General features: G+C 63.2%; 16 protein-coding genes. 11 read left to right on the forward strand and 5 right to left on the reverse strand.

The features are described 5' to 3' along the window. The first annotated feature begins 118 nt into the window (after positions 1-118). The 4 genes from I8J29_RS10650 to I8J29_RS10665 all read left to right on the forward strand — a co-directional run bounded on the left by I8J29_RS10650 (position 119) and on the right by I8J29_RS10665 (position 3926). On the forward strand, positions 119-601 hold the full coding sequence (locus tag I8J29_RS10650; RefSeq protein WP_208847601.1) for an HPP family protein: 483 nt from the start codon (positions 119-121) through the stop codon (positions 599-601). Between the two features lie 299 nt (positions 602-900). Beyond that, positions 901-1305 (forward strand): acyl-CoA thioesterase, encoded by a 405-nt coding sequence (locus I8J29_RS10655; protein WP_208847602.1) that lies wholly within the window; start codon positions 901-903, stop codon positions 1303-1305. 172 nt (positions 1306-1477) lie between these two features. After that, positions 1478-2854, forward strand: coding sequence for a class II fumarate hydratase (gene fumC / locus I8J29_RS10660; RefSeq protein WP_208847603.1), 1377 nt, complete (start codon positions 1478-1480; stop codon positions 2852-2854). Between the two features lie 109 nt (positions 2855-2963). Then, positions 2964-3926 (forward strand): aldolase catalytic domain-containing protein, encoded by a 963-nt coding sequence (locus I8J29_RS10665; RefSeq protein ID WP_208847604.1) that lies wholly within the window; start codon positions 2964-2966, stop codon positions 3924-3926. Positions 3927-4087: 161 nt separating this feature from the next. Here I8J29_RS10665 and I8J29_RS10670 read toward each other — a convergent pair whose 3' ends face one another. Beyond that, positions 4088-5050: an AraC family transcriptional regulator gene (locus I8J29_RS10670; RefSeq protein ID WP_208847605.1), complete on the reverse strand. Its 963-nt coding sequence runs from the start codon at positions 5048-5050 to the stop codon at positions 4088-4090. A gap of 168 nt (positions 5051-5218) precedes the next feature. Here I8J29_RS10670 and I8J29_RS10675 point away from each other — a divergent pair, with 168 nt between their 5' ends. Both I8J29_RS10675 and I8J29_RS10680 read left to right on the forward strand, forming a co-directional pair. Next, positions 5219-6013 (forward strand): phytanoyl-CoA dioxygenase family protein, encoded by a 795-nt coding sequence (locus tag I8J29_RS10675; RefSeq protein WP_208847606.1) that lies wholly within the window; start codon positions 5219-5221, stop codon positions 6011-6013. Between the two features lie 122 nt (positions 6014-6135). Beyond that, on the forward strand, positions 6136-6738 hold the full coding sequence (locus I8J29_RS10680; RefSeq protein ID WP_090641322.1) for a hypothetical protein: 603 nt from the start codon (positions 6136-6138) through the stop codon (positions 6736-6738). A gap of 296 nt (positions 6739-7034) precedes the next feature. On the opposite strand, the gene I8J29_RS10685 is transcribed toward I8J29_RS10680, so the two are convergent. Beyond that, positions 7035-9926 (reverse strand): MMPL family transporter, encoded by a 2892-nt coding sequence (locus I8J29_RS10685; RefSeq protein WP_208847607.1) that lies wholly within the window; start codon positions 9924-9926, stop codon positions 7035-7037. A 241-nt stretch (positions 9927-10167) separates the two neighbouring features. Between I8J29_RS10685 and I8J29_RS10690 the strand changes: the two genes are divergently transcribed. Then, a complete protein-coding gene (locus I8J29_RS10690; protein ID WP_208847608.1) occupies positions 10168-10782 on the forward strand; it encodes a TetR/AcrR family transcriptional regulator in 615 nt (204 codons plus the stop codon). A 195-nt stretch (positions 10783-10977) separates the two neighbouring features. Here I8J29_RS10690 and I8J29_RS10695 read toward each other — a convergent pair whose 3' ends face one another. Continuing rightward, on the reverse strand, positions 10978-11280 hold the full coding sequence (locus I8J29_RS10695) for a hypothetical protein (protein WP_208847609.1): 303 nt from the start codon (positions 11278-11280) through the stop codon (positions 10978-10980). A 205-nt stretch (positions 11281-11485) separates the two neighbouring features. Here I8J29_RS10695 and I8J29_RS10700 point away from each other — a divergent pair, with 205 nt between their 5' ends. The 3 genes from I8J29_RS10700 (at position 11486) to I8J29_RS10710 (ending at position 15806) form a co-directional block, all read left to right on the forward strand. Continuing rightward, on the forward strand, positions 11486-12877 hold the full coding sequence (locus I8J29_RS10700; protein ID WP_208847610.1) for a VWA domain-containing protein: 1392 nt from the start codon (positions 11486-11488) through the stop codon (positions 12875-12877). Between the two features lie 379 nt (positions 12878-13256). Beyond that, positions 13257-15371, forward strand: coding sequence for a putative bifunctional diguanylate cyclase/phosphodiesterase (locus tag I8J29_RS10705; protein ID WP_208847611.1), 2115 nt, complete (start codon positions 13257-13259; stop codon positions 15369-15371). A gap of 27 nt (positions 15372-15398) precedes the next feature. Then, positions 15399-15806, forward strand: coding sequence for a gamma-glutamylcyclotransferase family protein (locus tag I8J29_RS10710; RefSeq protein WP_208847612.1), 408 nt, complete (start codon positions 15399-15401; stop codon positions 15804-15806). Between the two features lie 11 nt (positions 15807-15817). Here I8J29_RS10710 and I8J29_RS10715 read toward each other — a convergent pair whose 3' ends face one another. After that, positions 15818-16552 (reverse strand): hypothetical protein, encoded by a 735-nt coding sequence (locus tag I8J29_RS10715; protein ID WP_208847613.1) that lies wholly within the window; start codon positions 16550-16552, stop codon positions 15818-15820. 550 nt (positions 16553-17102) lie between these two features. Here I8J29_RS10715 and I8J29_RS10720 point away from each other — a divergent pair. Further along, on the forward strand, positions 17103-18314 hold the full coding sequence (locus I8J29_RS10720) for a GntR family transcriptional regulator (RefSeq protein ID WP_208847614.1): 1212 nt from the start codon (positions 17103-17105) through the stop codon (positions 18312-18314). An 89-nt stretch (positions 18315-18403) separates the two neighbouring features. On the opposite strand, the gene I8J29_RS10725 is transcribed toward I8J29_RS10720, so the two are convergent. Next, entirely contained in the window at positions 18404-19441 is a 1038-nt protein-coding gene (locus tag I8J29_RS10725; RefSeq protein ID WP_208847615.1) for a ribonucleotide-diphosphate reductase subunit beta, read from the reverse strand. Positions 19442-19505: the final 64 nt, after the last annotated feature.

The following is a 19505-nucleotide window of genomic DNA, read 5'->3' on the forward strand; positions in this document are numbered from 1 at the left end:
TATAACCGATGAATTTACCATTGACGCGGGGGACGATCTGATTTACGCTCGTAAAAGTGTGATTTTCATGTCAGGTTTATCACGGTGACTTTTAATGGCGGAAAGGATTGTTGCGCAAGTGGTCATTCGGTCGGTCGGCCTCGGTTTGTATATGATGTTCGTGTATTGGCTTTCCTCGCATTCCCCTGGGATGCACATGCTGTTCTTCCCGACGCTCGGCGCCTTCGGGTTTTTGTTCATCACCCGCTCCCCGCGGATGAAGGAACTGTTCGGCATCGCCGGAGGCGCGGTGCTCTCGGCGGCGGTCGGCACGGCTGCCTACGCCCTTCACGGCGGCATGGTGTCCCTCTTCTGCAGCACGCTCGCCATGATTTGGCTCGTTCGCGCGCTGAAGCTGAACGCCCCGCCGATCATCGCCGTGGCGCTCATCCCGTTTTTCGCGCATCCCGATAAGCTGTGGGTCGCGCCCGCTTCCGTCGCGGTCTCGATCGCCGGCCTGCTCGCGGTGATGGGACTGGTGTACGCCGTGGAAGGGCTGTTCGCGCGCGTTCAAGCTTCCCTGCCGCTCCGCCAAGGCGTCCAAATGGATGCCGATAACTGAACCGTTCGCCCGAAACGCCGCCGCCCGCGGCGTTTTTTGCGTTAGCGGCACGATGCGCCGACCGATGCGACGGTACGTCTTCCAGGTCCTGCACTTCCGACCGCACGCGTTCCGGCGTTCCATCGAACGCGCCCGTACGTCTTACGGCAACCCATCCCGAGCGGCCGTACGTCTTCCGCATTCCATGCCCTCCCCGGCGCGTTCGCCCCAAGCCGGCTTTGACATCCGCCGCCCCTCGCGCTAACATAGGTGGCAATCGGGCCGGAACAGAGGACCGGCCGCGAAGGAGCGTGGAGAGCATGGCGGGCGTCAGCCTGGAAATCGTGGTCCGCTCGACGGAAATCGACGTCAACGGCCACGTGAACAACGCCAAGTACTTGGAGTACCTGGAATGGGGCCGGGAGGAATGGTACGAGCGCGCGGGCTTGGACTACGACGCGTTCGGCGCGCTGGGCATCCGGACGGTAACGGTGAACGTCAACATCAATTACCGCAAGGAATGCCGGCAGGGCGACCGGCTGACCGTGACGACGGCGGCGGAACGGGCGGGGAGAACGAGCTACGTCCTGAAGCAGGAAATCGTCAACCGGGCGGGAGAGCGGTGCGCGGACGCGCTCGTCACGTGCGTGACGATGGATGCGGCCTCGCGGACGAGCCGGCCGCTGCCGGACGCGCTGCGGGCGCTTTTCCCGGCGCGGCCCTAAACGCCGTCCGTATCGCATACCCTGAAATAGGCAATCATGGATAGAGGCGGCGCATGATGTTTCATGCATCGCCTCTTTACTTGAAATAACGGATGTATGCGCGCGGGCGACCCGTACGAGACAAGCGGCCGGGAAGCGAAGCGGCCATTATAAAGCGGAAGGGGCAAGGACGATGGAGTATCGGATCGAGAAGGATTCCATGGGCGAGATCAAGGTCGAGGCGGATCGGCTGTGGGGCGCGCAGACGGAGCGCAGCCTCCATAATTTCAAGATCGGCACGGAGAAAATGCCGCGCGAGCTCATTCGGGCGTTCGCGTATTTGAAGAAGGCGGCGGCGGCCGTCAACGGAGGGCTCGGCAAGCTCGACGAAGCCAAGGCGGGCGCGATCGCGGCGGCGGCGGACGAGATTCTCGCGGGCCGGTGGGACGGCGAGTTCCCGCTCGCGGTCTGGCAGACCGGCAGCGGCACGCAGTCGAACATGAACGTCAACGAAGTGATCGCGCGCCGGGCCGGCCAGCTGCTGGCCGAGGCGGGCCATGACGCGAAGGTGCACCCGAACGACGACGTCAACCGCTCGCAGAGCTCCAACGACACGTTCCCGACCGCGATGCACGTCGCGGCGCTGATCGCGGTCGAGGATACGGTGCTGCCGGCGATCGCGCAGCTCAAGGCGACGCTCGAGCGCAAGCGCGACGCGTTCGCCGGCATCATCAAGATCGGCCGCACCCATCTGCAGGACGCGACGCCGCTCACGCTCGGCCAGGAGATCGGCGGCTGGGTCCGCATGCTGGAGAAGGCGGAGCGGAACATCGGCGCGGCGCGCGAGGAGCTGCGCGAGCTGGCCATCGGCGGCACGGCCGTCGGCACGGGGCTGAACGCGCCGGCGGGGTTCGGCGAGAAGGTCGCCGAAGCGATCGGCGGCTACGCGGGCAAGCGCTTCGTCAGCGCGCCGAACAAATTCCAGGCGCTGACGAGCCACGACGAGCTCGTCTTCGTGCACGGCGCGTTCAAGGCGCTGGCGGCGGATCTCATGAAGATCGCCAACGACGTCCGCTGGCTGGCGAGCGGCCCGCGCTGCGGCATCGGCGAGCTGCGCATTCCCGAGAACGAGCCGGGCAGCTCCATCATGCCGGGCAAGGTGAACCCGACCCAGTGCGAGGCGCTGACGATGGTCGTCTGCCAGGTCATGGGCAACGACGCCGCGATCGGCTTCGCCGCGAGCCAGGGCAATTTCGAGCTGAACGTGTTCAAGCCGGTCATCATCCACAACTTCCTGCAGTCCGCGCGGCTGCTGGGCGACGCCATGCGGTCGTTCGACGAGCACTGCGCCGTCGGCATCGAGCCGAACCGCGAGGCGATCGAACGGTACTTGAACGAATCGCTCATGCTCGTGACGGCGCTGAATCCGCATATCGGGTACGAGAATGCCGCGACCATCGCCAAGGCGGCCCACAAGGAAGGGCTGACGCTGCGCGAAGCGGCCGTCCGAAGCGGCCTGATCACGGCCGAGAAGTTCGACGAGGTCGTGCGCGCGGATACGATGATCTGACGGAACGCGGCAACGCGTATACGCTTTAAAGCGGTAAAAAATTGTTTTGCGTTCATGGCGAATTTCAAGTATGATGGAAAAAAAGTATGGGCTAAAGGAGTACACGCACATGACCGCAAAGAACAGTAATTGCAAAATCGTCGACTGCACGATCCGCGACGGCGGACTCGTCAATAATTGGGATTTCAGCATCGATTTCGTTCAGCACCTGTACCAAACGTTGAACGACGCCGGCGTGGACTATATGGAAATCGGCTACAAAAACTCCCCGAAGCTGCTCAAAGGCGCGGATTCGGCAGGCCCGTGGCGCTTCCTGGACGACGACTTCCTGCGCAAGGTCATTCCGCATAAGCTCAATACGAAGCTGTCCGCCCTGGTCGACATCGGCCGCGTGGACGAGAACGACATCCTCCCGCGCGAAGAGAGCTTGCTCGATTTGATCCGCGTCGCGTGCTACATCCAGGACGTGGAGAAGGCGCTCGAGCTCGTGCAAGTGTTCCACGACCGCGGATACGAGACGACCTTGAACATCATGGCCCTCTCGAACGTCATGGAGAACCAGCTGCTGGAAGCGTTCGAGCTGATCGAAGCGAGCGTCGTCGACGTCGTGTACGTGGTGGATTCCTACGGCAGCCTGGATCCGAAGGATTTCGAATACCTGATCTCCAAATTCAAAAAGCACCTGCCGAGCAAGCGCCTCGGGGTGCATACGCATAATAACATGCAGCTCGCGTTCGCGAACACGCTCACCGCGGTCGACAACGGCGTCGAACTGCTCGACGCGTCCGTGTACGGCATGGGCCGCGCGGCGGGCAACTGCCCGACGGAGCTGCTCGTGGCGCATCTGAAGAACACGAAGTACAACGTGCGCCCGGTGCTCGACATGATCGAGCGCTACATGGTGCCGCTCCGCGAGAAGGAAGAGTGGGGCTACATCATCCCGTACATGATCACGGGCATGCTGGACGAGCACCCGCGCTCCGCGATGGCGCTGCGCGAGTCCGACGACAAGGACAAGGTCGTCGATTTCTACGACAAGCTCACGACGCCGGAAGTGCTGCACAGCAAATAGGCGTCTCTCTTAGCGAAGCTCCCGGGCCGGAAACGGTTCGGGAGCTTTTTTGCGCGCGGCGAAAGCAAGGGCGGCCCGCGACGGGCAGTGGTTCCCGACCGCAGGCGCCGAGAGCCGGCCGCGCCGTTATTCGCGCCTGTGCCGCCGGGAAGCGGCGCCGCTCACCCGTCTTCGCCGTCGGCGTCCGCGATTCGCGCGCCCGTCCCGCCGGCATCGGCCGGCGAACCGCCGCCCTGCCGCGCCGCGCGGCGGAACCGCTCGCGGTGCTCGCTCGGCGTGAGGCCGAATTCGCGCTTGAAGAGGCGGTTGAAGAAGCTGAGATCCTCGAAGCCGACTTCGAGCGCGACGGCCATGATTTTGGCGGGGGACGTCTCCAGGAGCGTCTTCGCCTCGTCCAGCCGAATGCGATTGCGGTATTCGATGAACGTGAGGCCGAGATGCCGCTTGAATTTGGTGGTGAACGTGGTTTGGCTGAGGCCGCACATCCGGCTGATCTGTTCGAGCCCGATCGGCTGGGCGTAATGCCGTTTCGTAAACGCGCATGCCATGCGAAACAGCTCTTCTTCATCGCGGACGGGCGTAGCCGGCTTCTTCGCCCAGCGGTCGCAGCAGCGGCTCAAGTAAACGAACAGCTGGAGCAGGTGCGTGCGCACCATGAGCTCGTAATGGGCCTCGCGCTCCGCGTCTTCCCGGACGAGCCGGTCCAGAATCGCGATCGCTTCGATGCGCTCGGGCTTGCCGAGGTTCATGATGGCGGGGGACCGCGACCGTTCGCGGAGAAACGGCTCCACGTAGTAGAAATCGACGAAGGCCGTCACGCCCGCCATGTGGGCAAGCTCCCGGTCGAAAAAGCCGGGGTCGAAGATGACGTTGTTGACCGTGAACGGGGTGTCCGGCAGACACCGGTAGCCGTGGGGGACATGCCGGTGGATGATGAAAATATCGCCTTCGCGGACGGGGAACGCCCGTTCCTGAAACAGATGGATGCCTCGGCCTTCCGTCACGTAGATAATTTCGACGAAGTCGTGGATGTGCAGCTCGAAATCTTGCGTGACGGGCGCGCGGAACGCCCGGAACGGAAAGGCGGGGTTATCCATGAACTGCTCGTTAACGTAATGGTCCATGCTCGGCCCTCCCGCCGTCAGATCGTCCCGGTCTTTCGTCAAATCGCCCAATCCGGCGCGCCGCGAAGCGCGTTAAGCTAACTATAGCAGAACCGCCGTCCGCCGGGAATCCGCCCGGCGCGGCCCGCATCGCGGGGGCGGCGGACATCGTACAAGGGGGAATGACGCATGGAACGCAGCATGGCGCCGGCCGATCCGAACGCGTTCGACTTGGCTTATCACATGGAGCGGTTCTACCGCGACGGCTTCACGCTCGTCCGCGGCGCGCTCGGCGAGGCGTTCGCGGACGAGTACCGCGCCGCGTTCGAGCGGGAGTTCGCGGAGACGCCGCAGGACGGATACGGAGAGAACCTGCGGACCAAGATGTTCGAGCGGGGCGAGCTCTTCCTGCGGATGATCGACCGGCCGCAAGCGGTCGCGTTCGCCGAGGCGGTGCTCGGCCGCAATTGCCATATGTTCTCGAATAACGGGCTGTACACGACGCCGGGGACGGGCATCGACGCGTGGCACGTGGACGAGGATCTGTTCTTCCCGATTCCGGAGGGGGCCGAGCTGGATCCGCGCATTCCGATGCCCTGCTTCATGTTCAGCGTCATGTATTATCTGCAGGACGTGACCGAGGACATGGGGCCGACGCAGCTCGTGCCGGGCAGCCACCGGAGCGGACGCCATCCGGCTTCGCCGACCGAGACGCCGTCCTACAAGGGCCAAGGGCCGGTATCGATTCTGGCGAAGAAGGGCGACATGCTCATCTTCAACGGCCAGACCTGGCACCGGGGCGCGAAGAATATGAGCGGCAGCGTCCGCATGGTGCAGCAGGTGACGTACGGCCGGCGTTGGGTCTCGCAGCGGTTCTACCCGTTCGTCAACTACGTCATGCCCCCGTCGGTTCTCGAGGCGGCCAAGGACAATCCGCGCCTGCTCCGGCTGCTCGGCTGCCACCCGCGCGGCCCCTACGGATGAGCGGAGGCGGCAGGCGCCGCGCGGTCCCGGACCGCGCGGTTTTTTGTTGCCATTTGACGCGATCCGCGGTATGCTCGGGATGATTTTCGATGGCTCGATATGTCCTAAAGGAGAGGCTGCCCATGAACGAAGCATTGCTGCTGATCACGGAACGACTGGAGAACCGCCAATCGCTGCAGGCGCTCATGCCGAAGCGGGTTTGGGACGCCGCGCTGGACGAGCGGATCGCGGAGCTGCCGCTCGCGCTCTCGACCGCGCCGCAGGCCGACCGCCCGGCGCTGATCGCGCTGAAGGCGGGCTTGCACCTGCTGAACGAAAGCCTGGGGGCTTCCCACGCTTACGCCCAAGAGATCGAGGACGACGCCACGGGCTGCTACTGGCACGGCATCATGCACCGCATGGAGGGGGATTTCTCGAACGCGAACTATTGGTTCCGTATGGCGGGCGCCCATCCGGCCATGCAGCGGCTGCAGGACCGCGCAGCGGATTGGGTCCGGAACGGCACGGTCCTAAGCGATGTGCCGGAAGGCGCGATCCGCGACGGCCTGGCCGAAATCGCCCGCCGCACGCGCTGGAACGCGAGCGCGTTCACGGGCCTCGTGCAGCTGCAGGAGAGCGGCCGTTCCGCGGAGGACGCGCGAGGCGCGTTGGAATACGTGCAGCATCTGGAACTGGCGGAGCTGTTCGCGCATACGTGGCAGGCGGCGAAGCACGCGCTGGGTTAGAGAGTCCGCGGGTCCTTGAGCTTGCGGCATGGCGCCGCGGCTTTGAAACTAACGAAAGGCCGTATCTTCCGGTATAGGAGGATACGGCCTTTTTGCATTTGGCTAGCGGCAGCGATTCCGACGGACGAGGCGAACCGATTAGCGCCGTCGCCTGCCGGCTTTCGCGAAGCGCGGGAAACCGAAACGCTTCTTTCTTTTTTGCCGGACAAACGGGAACGATCGTCCCCGTTTTTCATGGCGCGGTTGGATAGGCATAGCTGACGGGAAGGGATTGCCCCTCCCGTTGCGCAGGGACGTTACGTATCGCCGACTTCTTTCAACTTCGGCGCTTTTTCCTTGTTGCGGGCAAAGCCCGAGATGAAGTTCGCTTCGCCGAACAGATTCGCGAGGGCCGGCACGACAAGGCCCATGAACACGAACGCGTACAGGATCAGCCCGACGACGATGCCCGCTCCGATCTGAAGCAGCGTGTTCACGCCCGACATCATGAGCGCGGCGAACGTGCCGCCCATGATGACCGCGGCCGAGACGATGACCCCGCCGGTCGTGGACATCGCCTTCGCCATCGCATCCCGGACGCCGCCCGGACGGTATTCCTCCTTGAACCGCGCCATCAGGAAGATGCTGTAGTCGACCCCGAGCGCCACGATAATGAGGAAGATGAAGAACGACGCGCTCCAAGACAGCCCTTCCTTGCCGAGCAGGCGGACGAAGACGAATTCCACGATGCCCATCGTGACGAGGAAATTAAAGCCCAGCGACAGCAGCAGGTACAGCGGCGCCACGATCGAGCGCAGCATGAGCATCAGGACGATGAAGATGCCGATCAGGACGAACGCGCCCGTCCGCATGAAGTCGCTCTTCGAGATTGCCTTCAGCTCCGTGATTTGCGCCGAGGTGCCCGAGACGTACACCTTCGCGTCCTTCAAGACGGTGCCGCCAAAGCTGTGCGCCAGCGCGTCGCGGACTTGGCCGACGGTGTCCTGCGCTTCCGGCGAGTACGGATTGACGGCCAGCACGACGTCGAACTTCGCGGTCTTGCCATCCTTGGAGATGTAGTAGTCCAGCGCCTGCCGCAGCTCCGGACTGTCGAGCGCCGACTGCGGCAGGTTCCAGCCCGGAATCTGGCTGTCGCCGATCGATTGCTGGGCTTCCTTCACTTGCGTCAGCCCGGCCGAGACGTCGCCGAGCCCTTTCGCGCCCGATTGAAGCCCGCCGGTCAGCTCCGTCAGGCCGCCGCCCAGCTTGGCGACGCCGTCGGCGGCTGCCGTCTGGCCCGCCGCGAGCTGGCCAAGGCCGCTTGCGGCCTGCGAGACGCCGGGAGTCAGCCGCGAGAAGCTGGACGACAACCGGTTCGCGCCGCCCTTCAACTCGTTCAAGCCGCCGGATAACCCCTGCTGCTTGCCGAGCAGCCGCTGCATGGCGGCGTCGTCCTTCAGCTCGGGATGGGCCTTCAGCAGCGCATGAAAGTCGGCGCTCATGGACGCCGAGACGGAGGCGCTTTGCGCCAGCCCGCCTTCGAGCTGCTCCGCGCCTTGGGACGCCTGCCGCAGGCCGCCGCGGATTTGATTGAGGCCGCTCTGCGCGTCCTTCGTCTTCGCGGCCATCGTCCGCAGGCCGCTCGTCAGCTGGTCGACGTCGCCCCGGCCCCCGGAGACGGACGTCTCGGCTTCCTTCAAGCCGCCCGCGACTCGGTCCACGCCGTCCTTGAGCTGCTCAATCGCCTCCGACGTCTTGGTCAATTGATCGGACACGGTCAGGTCGGCGAGCTGCGCCCCGAGCGGCCGGACGGCGCTGCGCACTTCCTTGACGCCGCCCAGCTTCGCGACGTTCGCGCTGGCCGTCTCCATGACCGCCAGCGCGGCGGGATTGCGCATGGAGTCGGGCGACGAGACCGCGATCGACAGCGGGAACACCTCGCCGGAGCCGAACGTGCGCTCGACCTGGCGGAAGCCTTGGACGGAGCCGAGCTTCGGATCGATTTCCGCCAAGTCGTCGAAGGAGCGCTTGTTCTGGAACAGCAGCGTCACCGGCGCGAGCACGATGACCGCCACGAGGATGATCGCGACCGGACGGCGCGCGGAGAACGCCGCCATGCCCGCCCACAGCTTGGATTCCCCGTGGCCTTGGCCGGCGGCGATCCGGGACGGCCAGAACATCGCCTTGCCGAAGATCATCAGCAGCGCCGGCGTCAAGGTGAGGCCGGCGATCAGCGTGACGGCGACCCCGATGGCGACGCCGACGGCGGACTGGTACAGCCCGAACTGGGCGAAGCCGATCAGGAAGAACGCGACGAACACGGTGCTCGCGGAGAACGCCACCGTCTTGCCGACGGTGCGGATCGTGCGCACGAGCGCCTCGACCTTATCGCCGTCGCGGCTCAGCTCTTCGCGGTAACGCTGGATGAGCAGGATGCAGTAATCCGTGCCCGCCCCGAACATGACCGCGATCAGAAACGATTGCGTGAACGAGGAGACCGGCATGCCCCAATGCGTCGCCGCCGCGACGAGCCCGGTCGTGATGACGAGCGACAGGCCGATCGTGATGAGCGGGACGAACGGCGCGACCGGCGAGCGGAAGACGATCAGCAGGATCACGAGAACGAGCGCCACGGTCAGCAGCTCCGTCTTCTTCAGGCCGTTCTCGGAGCTCTCCTGAAAATCTTTACCGATCGGCGCGCTGCCCGTCAGCTCGACCTTGCCGCCCGCCGGCGCGTCCTTGATCCGGCCGTCGAGCTCGTCGACGGCGTCCTGCGTCAGCGCGTCGTTGTCCGCGCCCGAGAAGCCGACGATGAGCATCTCGGTCGTGCCGTCCTTGCTGCGGAATTTGGAAGCCAACTCGGGCGTCTCGTACGCCGACTGGACGGACTGGAAGCCGCCCTTGCCGCTCAGGCCGCCGAGCTCGGCCGCTTTGGCTTTGAGCCATGCCCGGTCTTGGCCGGTCAGGCCGCCGTCCCTTGAATAGACCAGGATGGCGCTCGATTTGGTCGTCGCTTCGGGATTGATCTGCTCGAGCATGCGCTTGGCGACGACGGATTCGGAATCGGACGGGACGAATTTCTGCTCGGTCTGGCGCACGATGTCGGCCAAATTGGGCAGAAACAGCACCGACGCGACGGTGATCGCAAGCCATCCGAGCAAGACCGCCCATCTGGCGCGGGCCATGCCGCGGATGAACTTCTCAGTCATACGTATACCTCCCTTGAGTCTGGGCCTTCTCTATGCATAGTTATAGCGCATGGAAAATCCTAAAGTCAATAATTTTATACCGTCGGTCATAATTAATTCACATTCGTTTCGTCCGAGCATCGGTAAGGAGAATTCATATAGCGAAAACGCAGAGAGTTCCGGGGCGTCAGATCGTGCGGCGGCAAAAAATGACCGACGGTCATATCCGGTTTACGCCATAGGAAGGCTGTGCTACAATGGGATGACAGAACGTCTGACGACGGAGGACGCCGACATGAACCGCGAGCTGAAGAAAGAACAGACCCGGGCACGCATCAAGGAAGCCGCGCTGGCTTTGTTTTCCGAGCAAGGCTACGAGACGACGACGGTCGAAGCCATCACCAAGCAGGCGGGCGTTGCCAAAGGCACCTTTTTCAACTATTTTTCGTCCAAGGACGATCTCCTATGCGATTTGCAGGGTATTTTTGCCATGAACGAGGTCGGGAAGCTGAAGGGCACGCCCGGGCCGCTCGTTCCGCGGCTGCAGCTGCTCGTCTTCGAGCTCGTCAAGCGCTTCGAGATGAACAAGCCGCTGACGCGCGCCTTGTTCCAGGGCATGCTCGCCACCGACGCCGCGCTCGAACTGCACAACCGGCTGCTCGCCGATCTGTCGGAGGCGCTGCTGCCGCTCGTGCTGCAGGCGCAGGAGAACGGCGAGATCCGCAAGGACATGCCGCCGGCGATGCTGGCGCAGCAAGCGTTCCAGACGTACTTCGGCACGCTGGTCATCTGGGCGATGGAGGCGGGGGACGAGCCGCTCGCCACGCGGATGACGATGACCTTCGAGTTGTTCTTCAAAGGCATCGCCCCGCAGTAACGGGACCCGTCGGCGGCCAAGCGGCGGATGCAGACGGCGCTGCCGCGCCGCGGCCGTCCGAAGCGGGACGGCAACACGAAAACAGCTCCGGTCTCTTCCCGAATGTCGGGACGAGCCGGAGCTGTTTTTCGTTTGCGCCTGAAACTGGGTTTCTCGCGCCGCGCGTCTTCGCCGGACGGACGCCGCGGCCCGAGTTCAAAAGCCGGTCAATTCGCCGTCGCCGCGGATCGCGGCCGCGCCGTGCGGCACGTTCGGGTGGAAGTAGCCGCTCCCCCGGAACGGCCGTCCGCCCGCGGTAACGCCGCTGAGGCCGACGCCGATGTCGTCGGTTTCGCCGAACATGCGCAGCAGCGCGTGCTGCGTCATGCCGTCGATCTCGACGTACCACAGCTTGTAGCCGGCGTCCGCGACGACGACGAGCTGCGCCGCCGAGAACGACAGCTTCGTCGTCGCGCCGCCGTGCGCGATGGATAATTCCGCCACGTGATAGGTGTCCAAGACGAGGGCCGCCTCCTTGTTCGGATTCGCGGGAGCCGGCGCCGCCGCGCGCGCGCGTGCCCGGCCGGCCCCGCCGAAAAACGTATTCCCCCATTGTAAAGGCGGTCCGCCGGCATTGCAACAAATCCGCCGGACGGCGCGTCAAAAGAACGATCGGCGTTTTACAGATATTGGCTGCCCGGACTAAATAAAGGGGGAATCGGCAATGGTCAACCATCGGCATGCGCAAGAAAAAAGGAACGGAAAAGGAACGGACCGCGGAAGCGCGTCGCGGGCGTCCGCCGCGGCGCTGCTCGCGCTGGCGCTGGCGCTCGGCGGCTGCAGCTCGAGTTCGGACGACGACGGGGCGAATTCGGGGAACGCCGCCGCGGATAACGCGGGGACGAATACCGGCTCATCGGCGGACTCGTCCGCCGATGAGGGCTCGAGCTCGCCGAGCGAATCGGGCAAGAACGGCGCCGTCGGCGATTCGAGCGGCTCGGATGAGCCGGCATCGGACGGGGAAAGCGGGGACTCGGCCGCGGAACCGGAGCGGGGCGGCGGAGGGCGGGCGTCCCAGTACGACGATGCCAAGCCGGGGCAGCTGACCGCGGGCGAATGGGATGACGCGCTCGCTTGGAAATCCTGGCTGCGCCTGATGGACGGCGAAGAGGCGCGGGAGAGCCAGTCGTTCTGGTCGATGTTCCCCGAGCGGCGCCTGGAGGTCGACGTCACGGCGGGCGGCAAGCCGGTCGCGGACGCGGAGGTGACGCTGACCGGCCGGGACGGGGAGATCGTCTGGGAGGCGCGCACGAACAACAAAGGCGTCGCGTACGCCTACCCGGGCTTGTACGACGAGCAGGACCGGCAGGCGGAATTCGGGGTGGCCGTCGAAGCGGGGCAGCGGCAGAAGCGCTACGAGAACGTGCCGATCCCGCGGGGTCAGGCGCTCAAGGTCGAGCTCGGGGAGGCGGTTCAGCCGCCGAAGGCGCTCGATCTGCTGCTCTTGGTCGACACGACGGGATCGATGGAGGACGAACTGAATTACTTGAAGACGGAGCTGAAGGACGTCGTGCGGCGCGTCGATCGGGACAACGGGCAGCAGCTCGACATCCGGGTCAGCGCGAACTTCTACCGCGATCACGGCGACGAATACGTGGTGAAGCCGTACCCGTTCACGGACGATATCGACAAGACGGTCGGCCAGCTGTCCGAACAGAAGGCCGGGGGCGGCGGCGATTTTCCGGAAGCGGTGGACGAGGCGCTGGCGAACGCCATCGGCAAGCATGAGTGGAGCGAGAACGCGCGGGCGAGGCTGCTGTTCCTCGTCATGGACGCGCCGCCGCATCGCGACCGCAAGATCGTGAAGCGGCTGCAGGAGCTGACCGAGGACGCCGCGGCGGAAGGCATCCGGATCGTTCCGGTCGCCTCCAGCGGAGTCGACGCCCATACGGAATACCTCATGCGGTTCATGGCGTCGGCTACGGGCGGCACGTATTTATTTTTGACGGATCACAGCGGCATCGGCAACGATCATATGGAGCCTGCGGTCGGCGAATACGAGGTCAAGGCGCTGAACGACCTGCTCGTGGAAGTCATCAATCGCTACGCTTCGTAACGGGAGCGATTTGTCGAAAAATAGTTGAAACGAAGCTTTAGAAACAAGCTGGACAAGTGACACGGAATGGTACAAACTAGAAGGGATTACCTGAATTCAAGCCAGATTTCCATTGCTCGCCCTACCTGTCGAATCACGGGCGTTCATCGATAAACTAGGCCGCTCGCCCCCGTTCGGGAGCTGCGGCAGGCCCAAAACTCCGCCGGCCTCGAGGCGGCGCCTCCCGTCGCTTGCGCGCCGGCTTGCGGCTGCCGATCCGGCGGGCGCCGGCGGACCGCGCCCGGGCATCCGCGCTTCGCCGATTCTCCGCTCGGGCGCCGGCCGGCGCCCCGCGCTCAACGTTGCATTCATCTACGGCTGCTTGTCGAAGGAGGACATCATGTCACTAAACCGGGCGGAAAAAATCACGATGGGGACTTCGATCGCCGCCATACTCAGCTTTGTCCTCTTGCGCGCGCTGCACGGCGGGCTGCACAGGCCGCTGCCGCCGCGCGCGTACCTTTTTCTCCATTCCAGCATGGAATTGTCCGGCTTCGCCGTCTGCTTCGCGATGCTCGTGCTCGGCTGGCTGTTTTTCGTCAATTCGCTCACGAAGCACCGGCTCTACACGGCCGCCTTGTTCGGCGCGGTGGGCGTGTTCGATCTGCTGCACGTGCTGACTTATCCGGGCATGCCGTTCTTCCGGCCGCTCGGCGACTTGACGCTCTCGCAGCTCTTCACGATGTCCGCGCAGCTGGCCGGAGCCGCCGGCTTGTGCCTCATCTTCCGCAAAAGCGACGCGCTCGTGCCGGCCGCCCGCCGGCTGCCGGCGTTCGCCGCCGCCGTAGCGCTCGCGTGCATGGCGGCGGGCGGCTATTTCCTCCTCGACGGGCAGACCGGGCTGTTCGCCGGCCGTTCGGCGACGGCGCTGCGCATCGGCGCGCAGTGCCTCATCGCGTTCGGCTATCTCGGGACGATCGTCCTCGTGCTGTACCGCAACCGGGCGGAGCGGCCGCAGGCGGTGCTCACGATCATTCAATCGCTCGTGTTCTTCCTCCTCTCGGACCTGCAGTTCATGCTGAGCTTCGGTCAGTACGACAGCGACATGCTGATCGGCCATGCGTACAAGCTGGCGGGCTATTACTTCCTGTTGAAGGGCGTCTACTACGTCACGGTCGAGGAGCCGTACCGGCAATACAAGCGGACGGAATCCCGCATTCACTTCCTCGCGTACCACGACGAGCTGACCGGCCTGTCCAACCGCCGGCTGCTGAAGGAACAGCTGCACGAAGAGCTGCAGCGCGCGCAGCAGACGAACGGCCGGGTCGCCGTATTCCTGCTCGACATCGACCGGTTCAAGACGATCAACGACGCGCTCGGCCACTCTTTCGGCGACCAGATGCTGCAAGCCGTGTCGGAGCGGCTGCGGCACGCGGCGCCGGCGAAGCGCGTCTACCGGATGGGCGGCGACGAGTTCGCCATGCTGCTGCCGTGCGCCGAGTCCGGCGGCGAACCGGTCGAGCGCCAGGCAAAATCGATCATGGGCCTGTTCGACGCGCCGTTCGTCCTGGGCGAAGCGGAGTATCACGTCACGATCAGCCTCGGCATCAGCTTCTACCCGCAGGACGGCGACAGCGTCGAGGCGCTGCTCAAGAACGCGGACACGGCGCTCTACTCCGCCAAGGCGCACCGCAACGAGTATTCCAGCTACGCGCCGGAGATGAATCGCAAGGCGCATGACCGGCTCCGCCTGGAGAGCGATCTGCGGCGCGCGATCGACGAAGAGCAGTTCTCGCTGGCCTACCAGCCGCTCGTCAATTTGCGCAGCAACCAGGTGGTCGGCGTGGAGGCGCTGGTGCGCTGGCATCATCCGAAACGGGGGCTGCTGCCGCCGGGCGAGTTCATTCCGCTCACGGAAGAGAACGGGCTCATCCTCCAGCTCGGGGAATGGGTGCTCGGCGCCGCCTGCCGGCAAAATAAAGCGTGGCAGGACGCCGGGCTGCCGCCGATGATGATGTCGGTCAACCTGTCGATGCGCCAATTCCGGCAGCATCAGCTGGCCGAGCGGATCAAGGCCATTCTGGAGCAGAGCGGCATGCCGCCGAACTACCTGGAACTGGAGATCACGGAGAGCATGACGAGCGACGTGGAATTCGCGGCCGACACGCTGGCCAGCCTGAAGGAGCTGGGCGTGCAGATCAGCATCGACGATTTCGGCACGGGCTACAGCTCGCTGAGCTCCCTTAAGCGATTCCCGATCGACAAGCTCAAAATCGACCGCTGCTTCGTGAACGACCTGACGCAGGGCGGCAGCGACGCCGCGATCGTGGCGACGATCACGTCCATGGCCAAAAATCTAAAGCTGAAGGTCACCGCCGAAGGCGTGGAAAACGACGAACAGATCAAGTTCCTCCGCGAGCGCGACTGCGAGGAAGCGCAAGGCTATTACTACACGCAGCCGATACCGGCCAATCTCTTCGAAAATTGGTTCCGTCACCGCAGCCAAACGGCTTAACCGAGTCCGGAAAGGGGGCCGCCGCCGATGGCCGAACGGGAACACCGCGTATTCATTTATGGGTCGCTGCTGCCGGGCCAGCCCAATCATGCCGTCGCGGCGGCTCATATCCGGCAGGCCGTGTCCGGCGTCGTTCACGGGAGGCTCGTCGATTGCGGGGCGTATCCCGCGCTCGTCAGGGATGCCTTGGCGCATGCGCAGGGATCTCGCGTAAGGGGCCTCTGGATCACGGTCGGCGACCGCGGCTTGCAAGCGATGGATGCGCTCGAGGAGTATAGCGGGATCGAAGAAGAGAACGATTACGATCGCGTGTGGACCGCGGATGCGGAAGCGCCGGCAAAGTCCGGCTGGGTGTACGTCTGGGAGGGGCCGCGGGGCTGTCCGGCCATTCGGAACGACTATTGGCCGGACTATGCCGCAAGCAGGCGGGGATAGCGAACCTAAGACTATCTGCCGGTGAAGGCGGGAGAGACGGATAATTGCAGCGTTTCGTCACGCTCAGCGGGTTCGCTGAGCGTTTTGGCGTTGTTCATCGTATGAATAATGCCGAAGGCCAGCAGCATGAATGCCATGGTAATGAAGACGACCCGTTTGATGAAATGTATTGTCGACGTCCCGTCGTCCCGGTGGATGCGGCGGCGCCGAATGGACTGCCGCCAGATGAGGAGCGCCGGCGACATGAGCACGAGCAGACCGATGACGAGCACTTCCTTGCGCAGCGCCATGCCGAGCGGGAAGACGTTGATCGCGGCATAGAGCAGCGCTTCGATGACGAGCACCTGGATCGGCACGACGAGCCCGACTTCGGAGGCGGCGCGGCGTTTCGTGCGGCTGACCGCCGTCCCGGCTTCCCGGGGCTGAAGCTTGGACAGCTGCAGCAGGCGAGGCAGGGAGAAGAACGCGATGGCGGCCGTCGGTGCCATAATCAGCGTCAAGAACAGCAGCGCCGAATCCAGGACGAACCAGCTGCGGTACGAGTAGGTCGCGATCAGCATGGTGACTTTGCCGATCGCGATCAGCGTCATGGCGCCGAGGAGCGCGAGCGTGGCGATGGAGCCGCGCTGCAGCGAGTCGACGGTTTTGCGCAAGGCGAGACTGCCCGACAGAAATCCCGCGCATAACGCGAGGAGCAGCAGCAAGACGGCAAGCGCCGCGTTAATGACATAGATTTGTTGAGACATATGTAGTACCCCTCATTTCCACGTTCTTTCTTCATCAAGTGTACATGGATGTCCGGAAAGCGTGATAACGGCCATAGTCCAGTTTTGCGGCTGGACTTTAGTCTGAGCGGTCGTACGGGTGCTGCGATGTTCGTTTTCCGGTTCTGCGGAGACGGGACGCCAAAACCAGGCGGTACGCCCCTTCGCGATTATAATGAACGGACCAAAAGGGCGAAACGATCCGCGATGTATGCGATGCAGGTTGGGTTAGAGCATAGTCTGCTTCAATCCGCTCGAGTTGATGCCCGGACGCGCGAAGGAACGCGCGATCAGGGGGGGAACGAAGACAAGCCGACTCTGTTCCGCTCTAGTGGGCCGGGCATGTCCGCTGTTTCGTTTCCATTATTGTACCATGAAGCGGCTTTTCCGAAAACGTGCCCCGGTCGGAATAGACGTACTGCCTTATCGTTTGTTTCGGGTTTACAAATTCTTCACCCTTCGGTGGCTTGAGAAAGACGGCAAGAGGGGGTACGATTTGAATATTCATGCAAGGACATGTAGGTGATTGGGATTGAGCAAAGGAACGAACCGTCAGCATCTGTATCGGGAAACGGCGGCTAAAGTCGAACGGATTATTCAAACGCGTATGCTAAGGCCCCACGATCCCGTGCCTTCGGAGGCGGAGCTCGCCGCCATGTTCGGCATCAGCCGCATGACCGCGAAGCTGGCGCTCGACTTGCTGGCCCGGCAAGGACGCGTCTACCGGCTTAAACGGAGGGGGACGTTTCTGGCGGAGACGGAGTCGGCGCGATTGAACGAGGACGGGACGGAGATCCCGGATTCCGCCGCGGACGCGAGCGCAGGCGGCGCAAGAGGGGACGCACGAAGACGCATTGCCTTCGTGCTGCCGGTATTGGATTCGTATACGTCGCGCCTCGTGTCGGCGTTAGAGACGGCGGCGCGCGCTTTCGATAGCGAGCTCATGATACGGCTGAGCAAGGATGCGGCCGACGAGGAAGCTTCCTTGAAGCAGCTGGCGAGCGAAGTCGACGGCATCCTGCTGTTTGCCCGCGGCCGGGAAACGATGAGTCCCGCGGCGCTCGAGCTGCGCGAATCGGGCTTTCCGATCGTGCTGATCGACCGGTTGTTTACCGGCGCGGCCATGGATTTCGTCGTGCACGACTCCTTCCAGGGCATGTACGACATGGTCAAGCGGTTCATTGAAGCGGGGCACCGGGAGATCGGCTTCGTCACGAATCCGATTCATGGCGTCAGCAGCATCGACGAACGCTACAAGGGATATTTGAAGGCGTTGATCGACCACGAGATCCCGGTGCAAAGCCAGTACATCCTGGCGGTCGAACGGGTGAACAGTCAAACGCATTACTGGGAAGGCAATCCCGAGATGGAAGGCTTCCTGAAGGCGAACCGCAAATTGACCGCCGTGGCGTGCGGAGACGATTATTTGGCCGCGGCCGTCTATTATACGGCCGTTCGGATGAACAAAAGCGTGCCCGAGGACCTGTCGCTGTCGGGCTTCTCGGACTCGGAGCTCGCCCAGATGCTGCCGGTGCCGCTGACGACGGTGGCTCAGCCGGCGGACGAGCTCGCGCGCCGGGCGGTGCAGACGCTGCTCGACCGAATGCACGGCAAGGGCGGGAAGAAACCGGTCACGGTCAAAATCAAAACGAAGATCATCGAGCGGATGTCGTTGGCGGTGCACACCGGCATACCGAGGCTCAGGCCGGAACCCGAAGCAAGCGGACGGAGAAAACTCTCCTGACGCTTGCTTTTTTTCTCATCCGGACAGCAGCGCAAAAACGCCTCGTACGCGCGGCAGGCGCGTACGAGGCGTCATAGGAGGGAGCGGTCTTACAGGTCGCCCCAGTTCAGGTTGGACGATTTGCTGTAGTTCGTGACCTTTTGCTCGAAGAAGTCGGTCTTCATGCCGTTCATGTTGCTGAAGCTTTCGACCCATTTCATCGGGTGCTCCGTGATTTCCGGGTACAGGATGTCGAGGTTCAGCTTGCGCAGCCGCTCGTTTGAGAGGAACTTAATGTAGGCATCGATGATCTCGTCGGTCAGGCCCGGGATTTGGTTGTTCGTGATGTACTTGCCCCACTCGATCTCGTGTTCGACGGCCGTGCGCATCATCTGTCGCAGCTCCTCGATGAGAACAGGTGTGAACAGTTCCGCGTTCTCCTTGCGGACTTCGCGGAAGATGCCTTGGAACAACGCGAGATGCGTCAGTTCGTCCCGCTGAATGTATTTGATCTCGGATACCGTTCCGAGCATTTTTCCTTGTCGGCCGAGCGCGTAGAAGAAACTGAAGCCGCTGTAGAAGTAGATGCCTTCCAGGATGTAGTTGGCCATGATCGTCTTGATCAGGTTTTGCGAAGACGGGTTCGCGATGAAGTTCTCGTACAGATCCGTAATAAACCGGTTGCGCTTGAGCAGGTTCTTGTCCTCGCGCCACAGATTGTAGATTTGGTCGCGCACCTCCGGCGAGCAGACGCTGTCCAGGATGTACGAGTACGACTGGCTGTGCACGGCTTCCTGGAACGTATGCACCGTCAGCACGAGGTTGACTTCCGGCGCCGTGATGTACTCGTTGATGTTCGGCAGGTTCGCCGTTTGCAGCGAATCCAGGAAGATCAGGAAGCTGATGATTTTATCGTAGCTGTTGCGCTCGGAGAGCGACAGGTTCTTGTAGTCCTTGGCGTCCTGGGACAGCGGGATTTCTTCCGGAATCCAGAAGTTGTTCATCATCGTCCGGTACATCTTCGTGGCCCAGTCGTATTTGACGTTGTTCAGCTCGATGAGGTTGGTCGTGTTGCCGCCGATTATGCGGCGCTTGCCCCAATCGCGGTCGCCTTCCTCGTTAAACAGTTTTTTCTTCTGCAGTTCCATGAAATGGGCTGCCTCCTTCTATTCCTGCTACCTAAAAAGTGCTGCAATGCTTCCATGATCCCAT

Origin of the sequence: Paenibacillus artemisiicola (assembly GCF_017652985.1) — a bacterium.
Lineage (GTDB): Bacteria > Bacillota > Bacilli > Paenibacillales > Paenibacillaceae > Paenibacillus_Z > Paenibacillus_Z artemisiicola.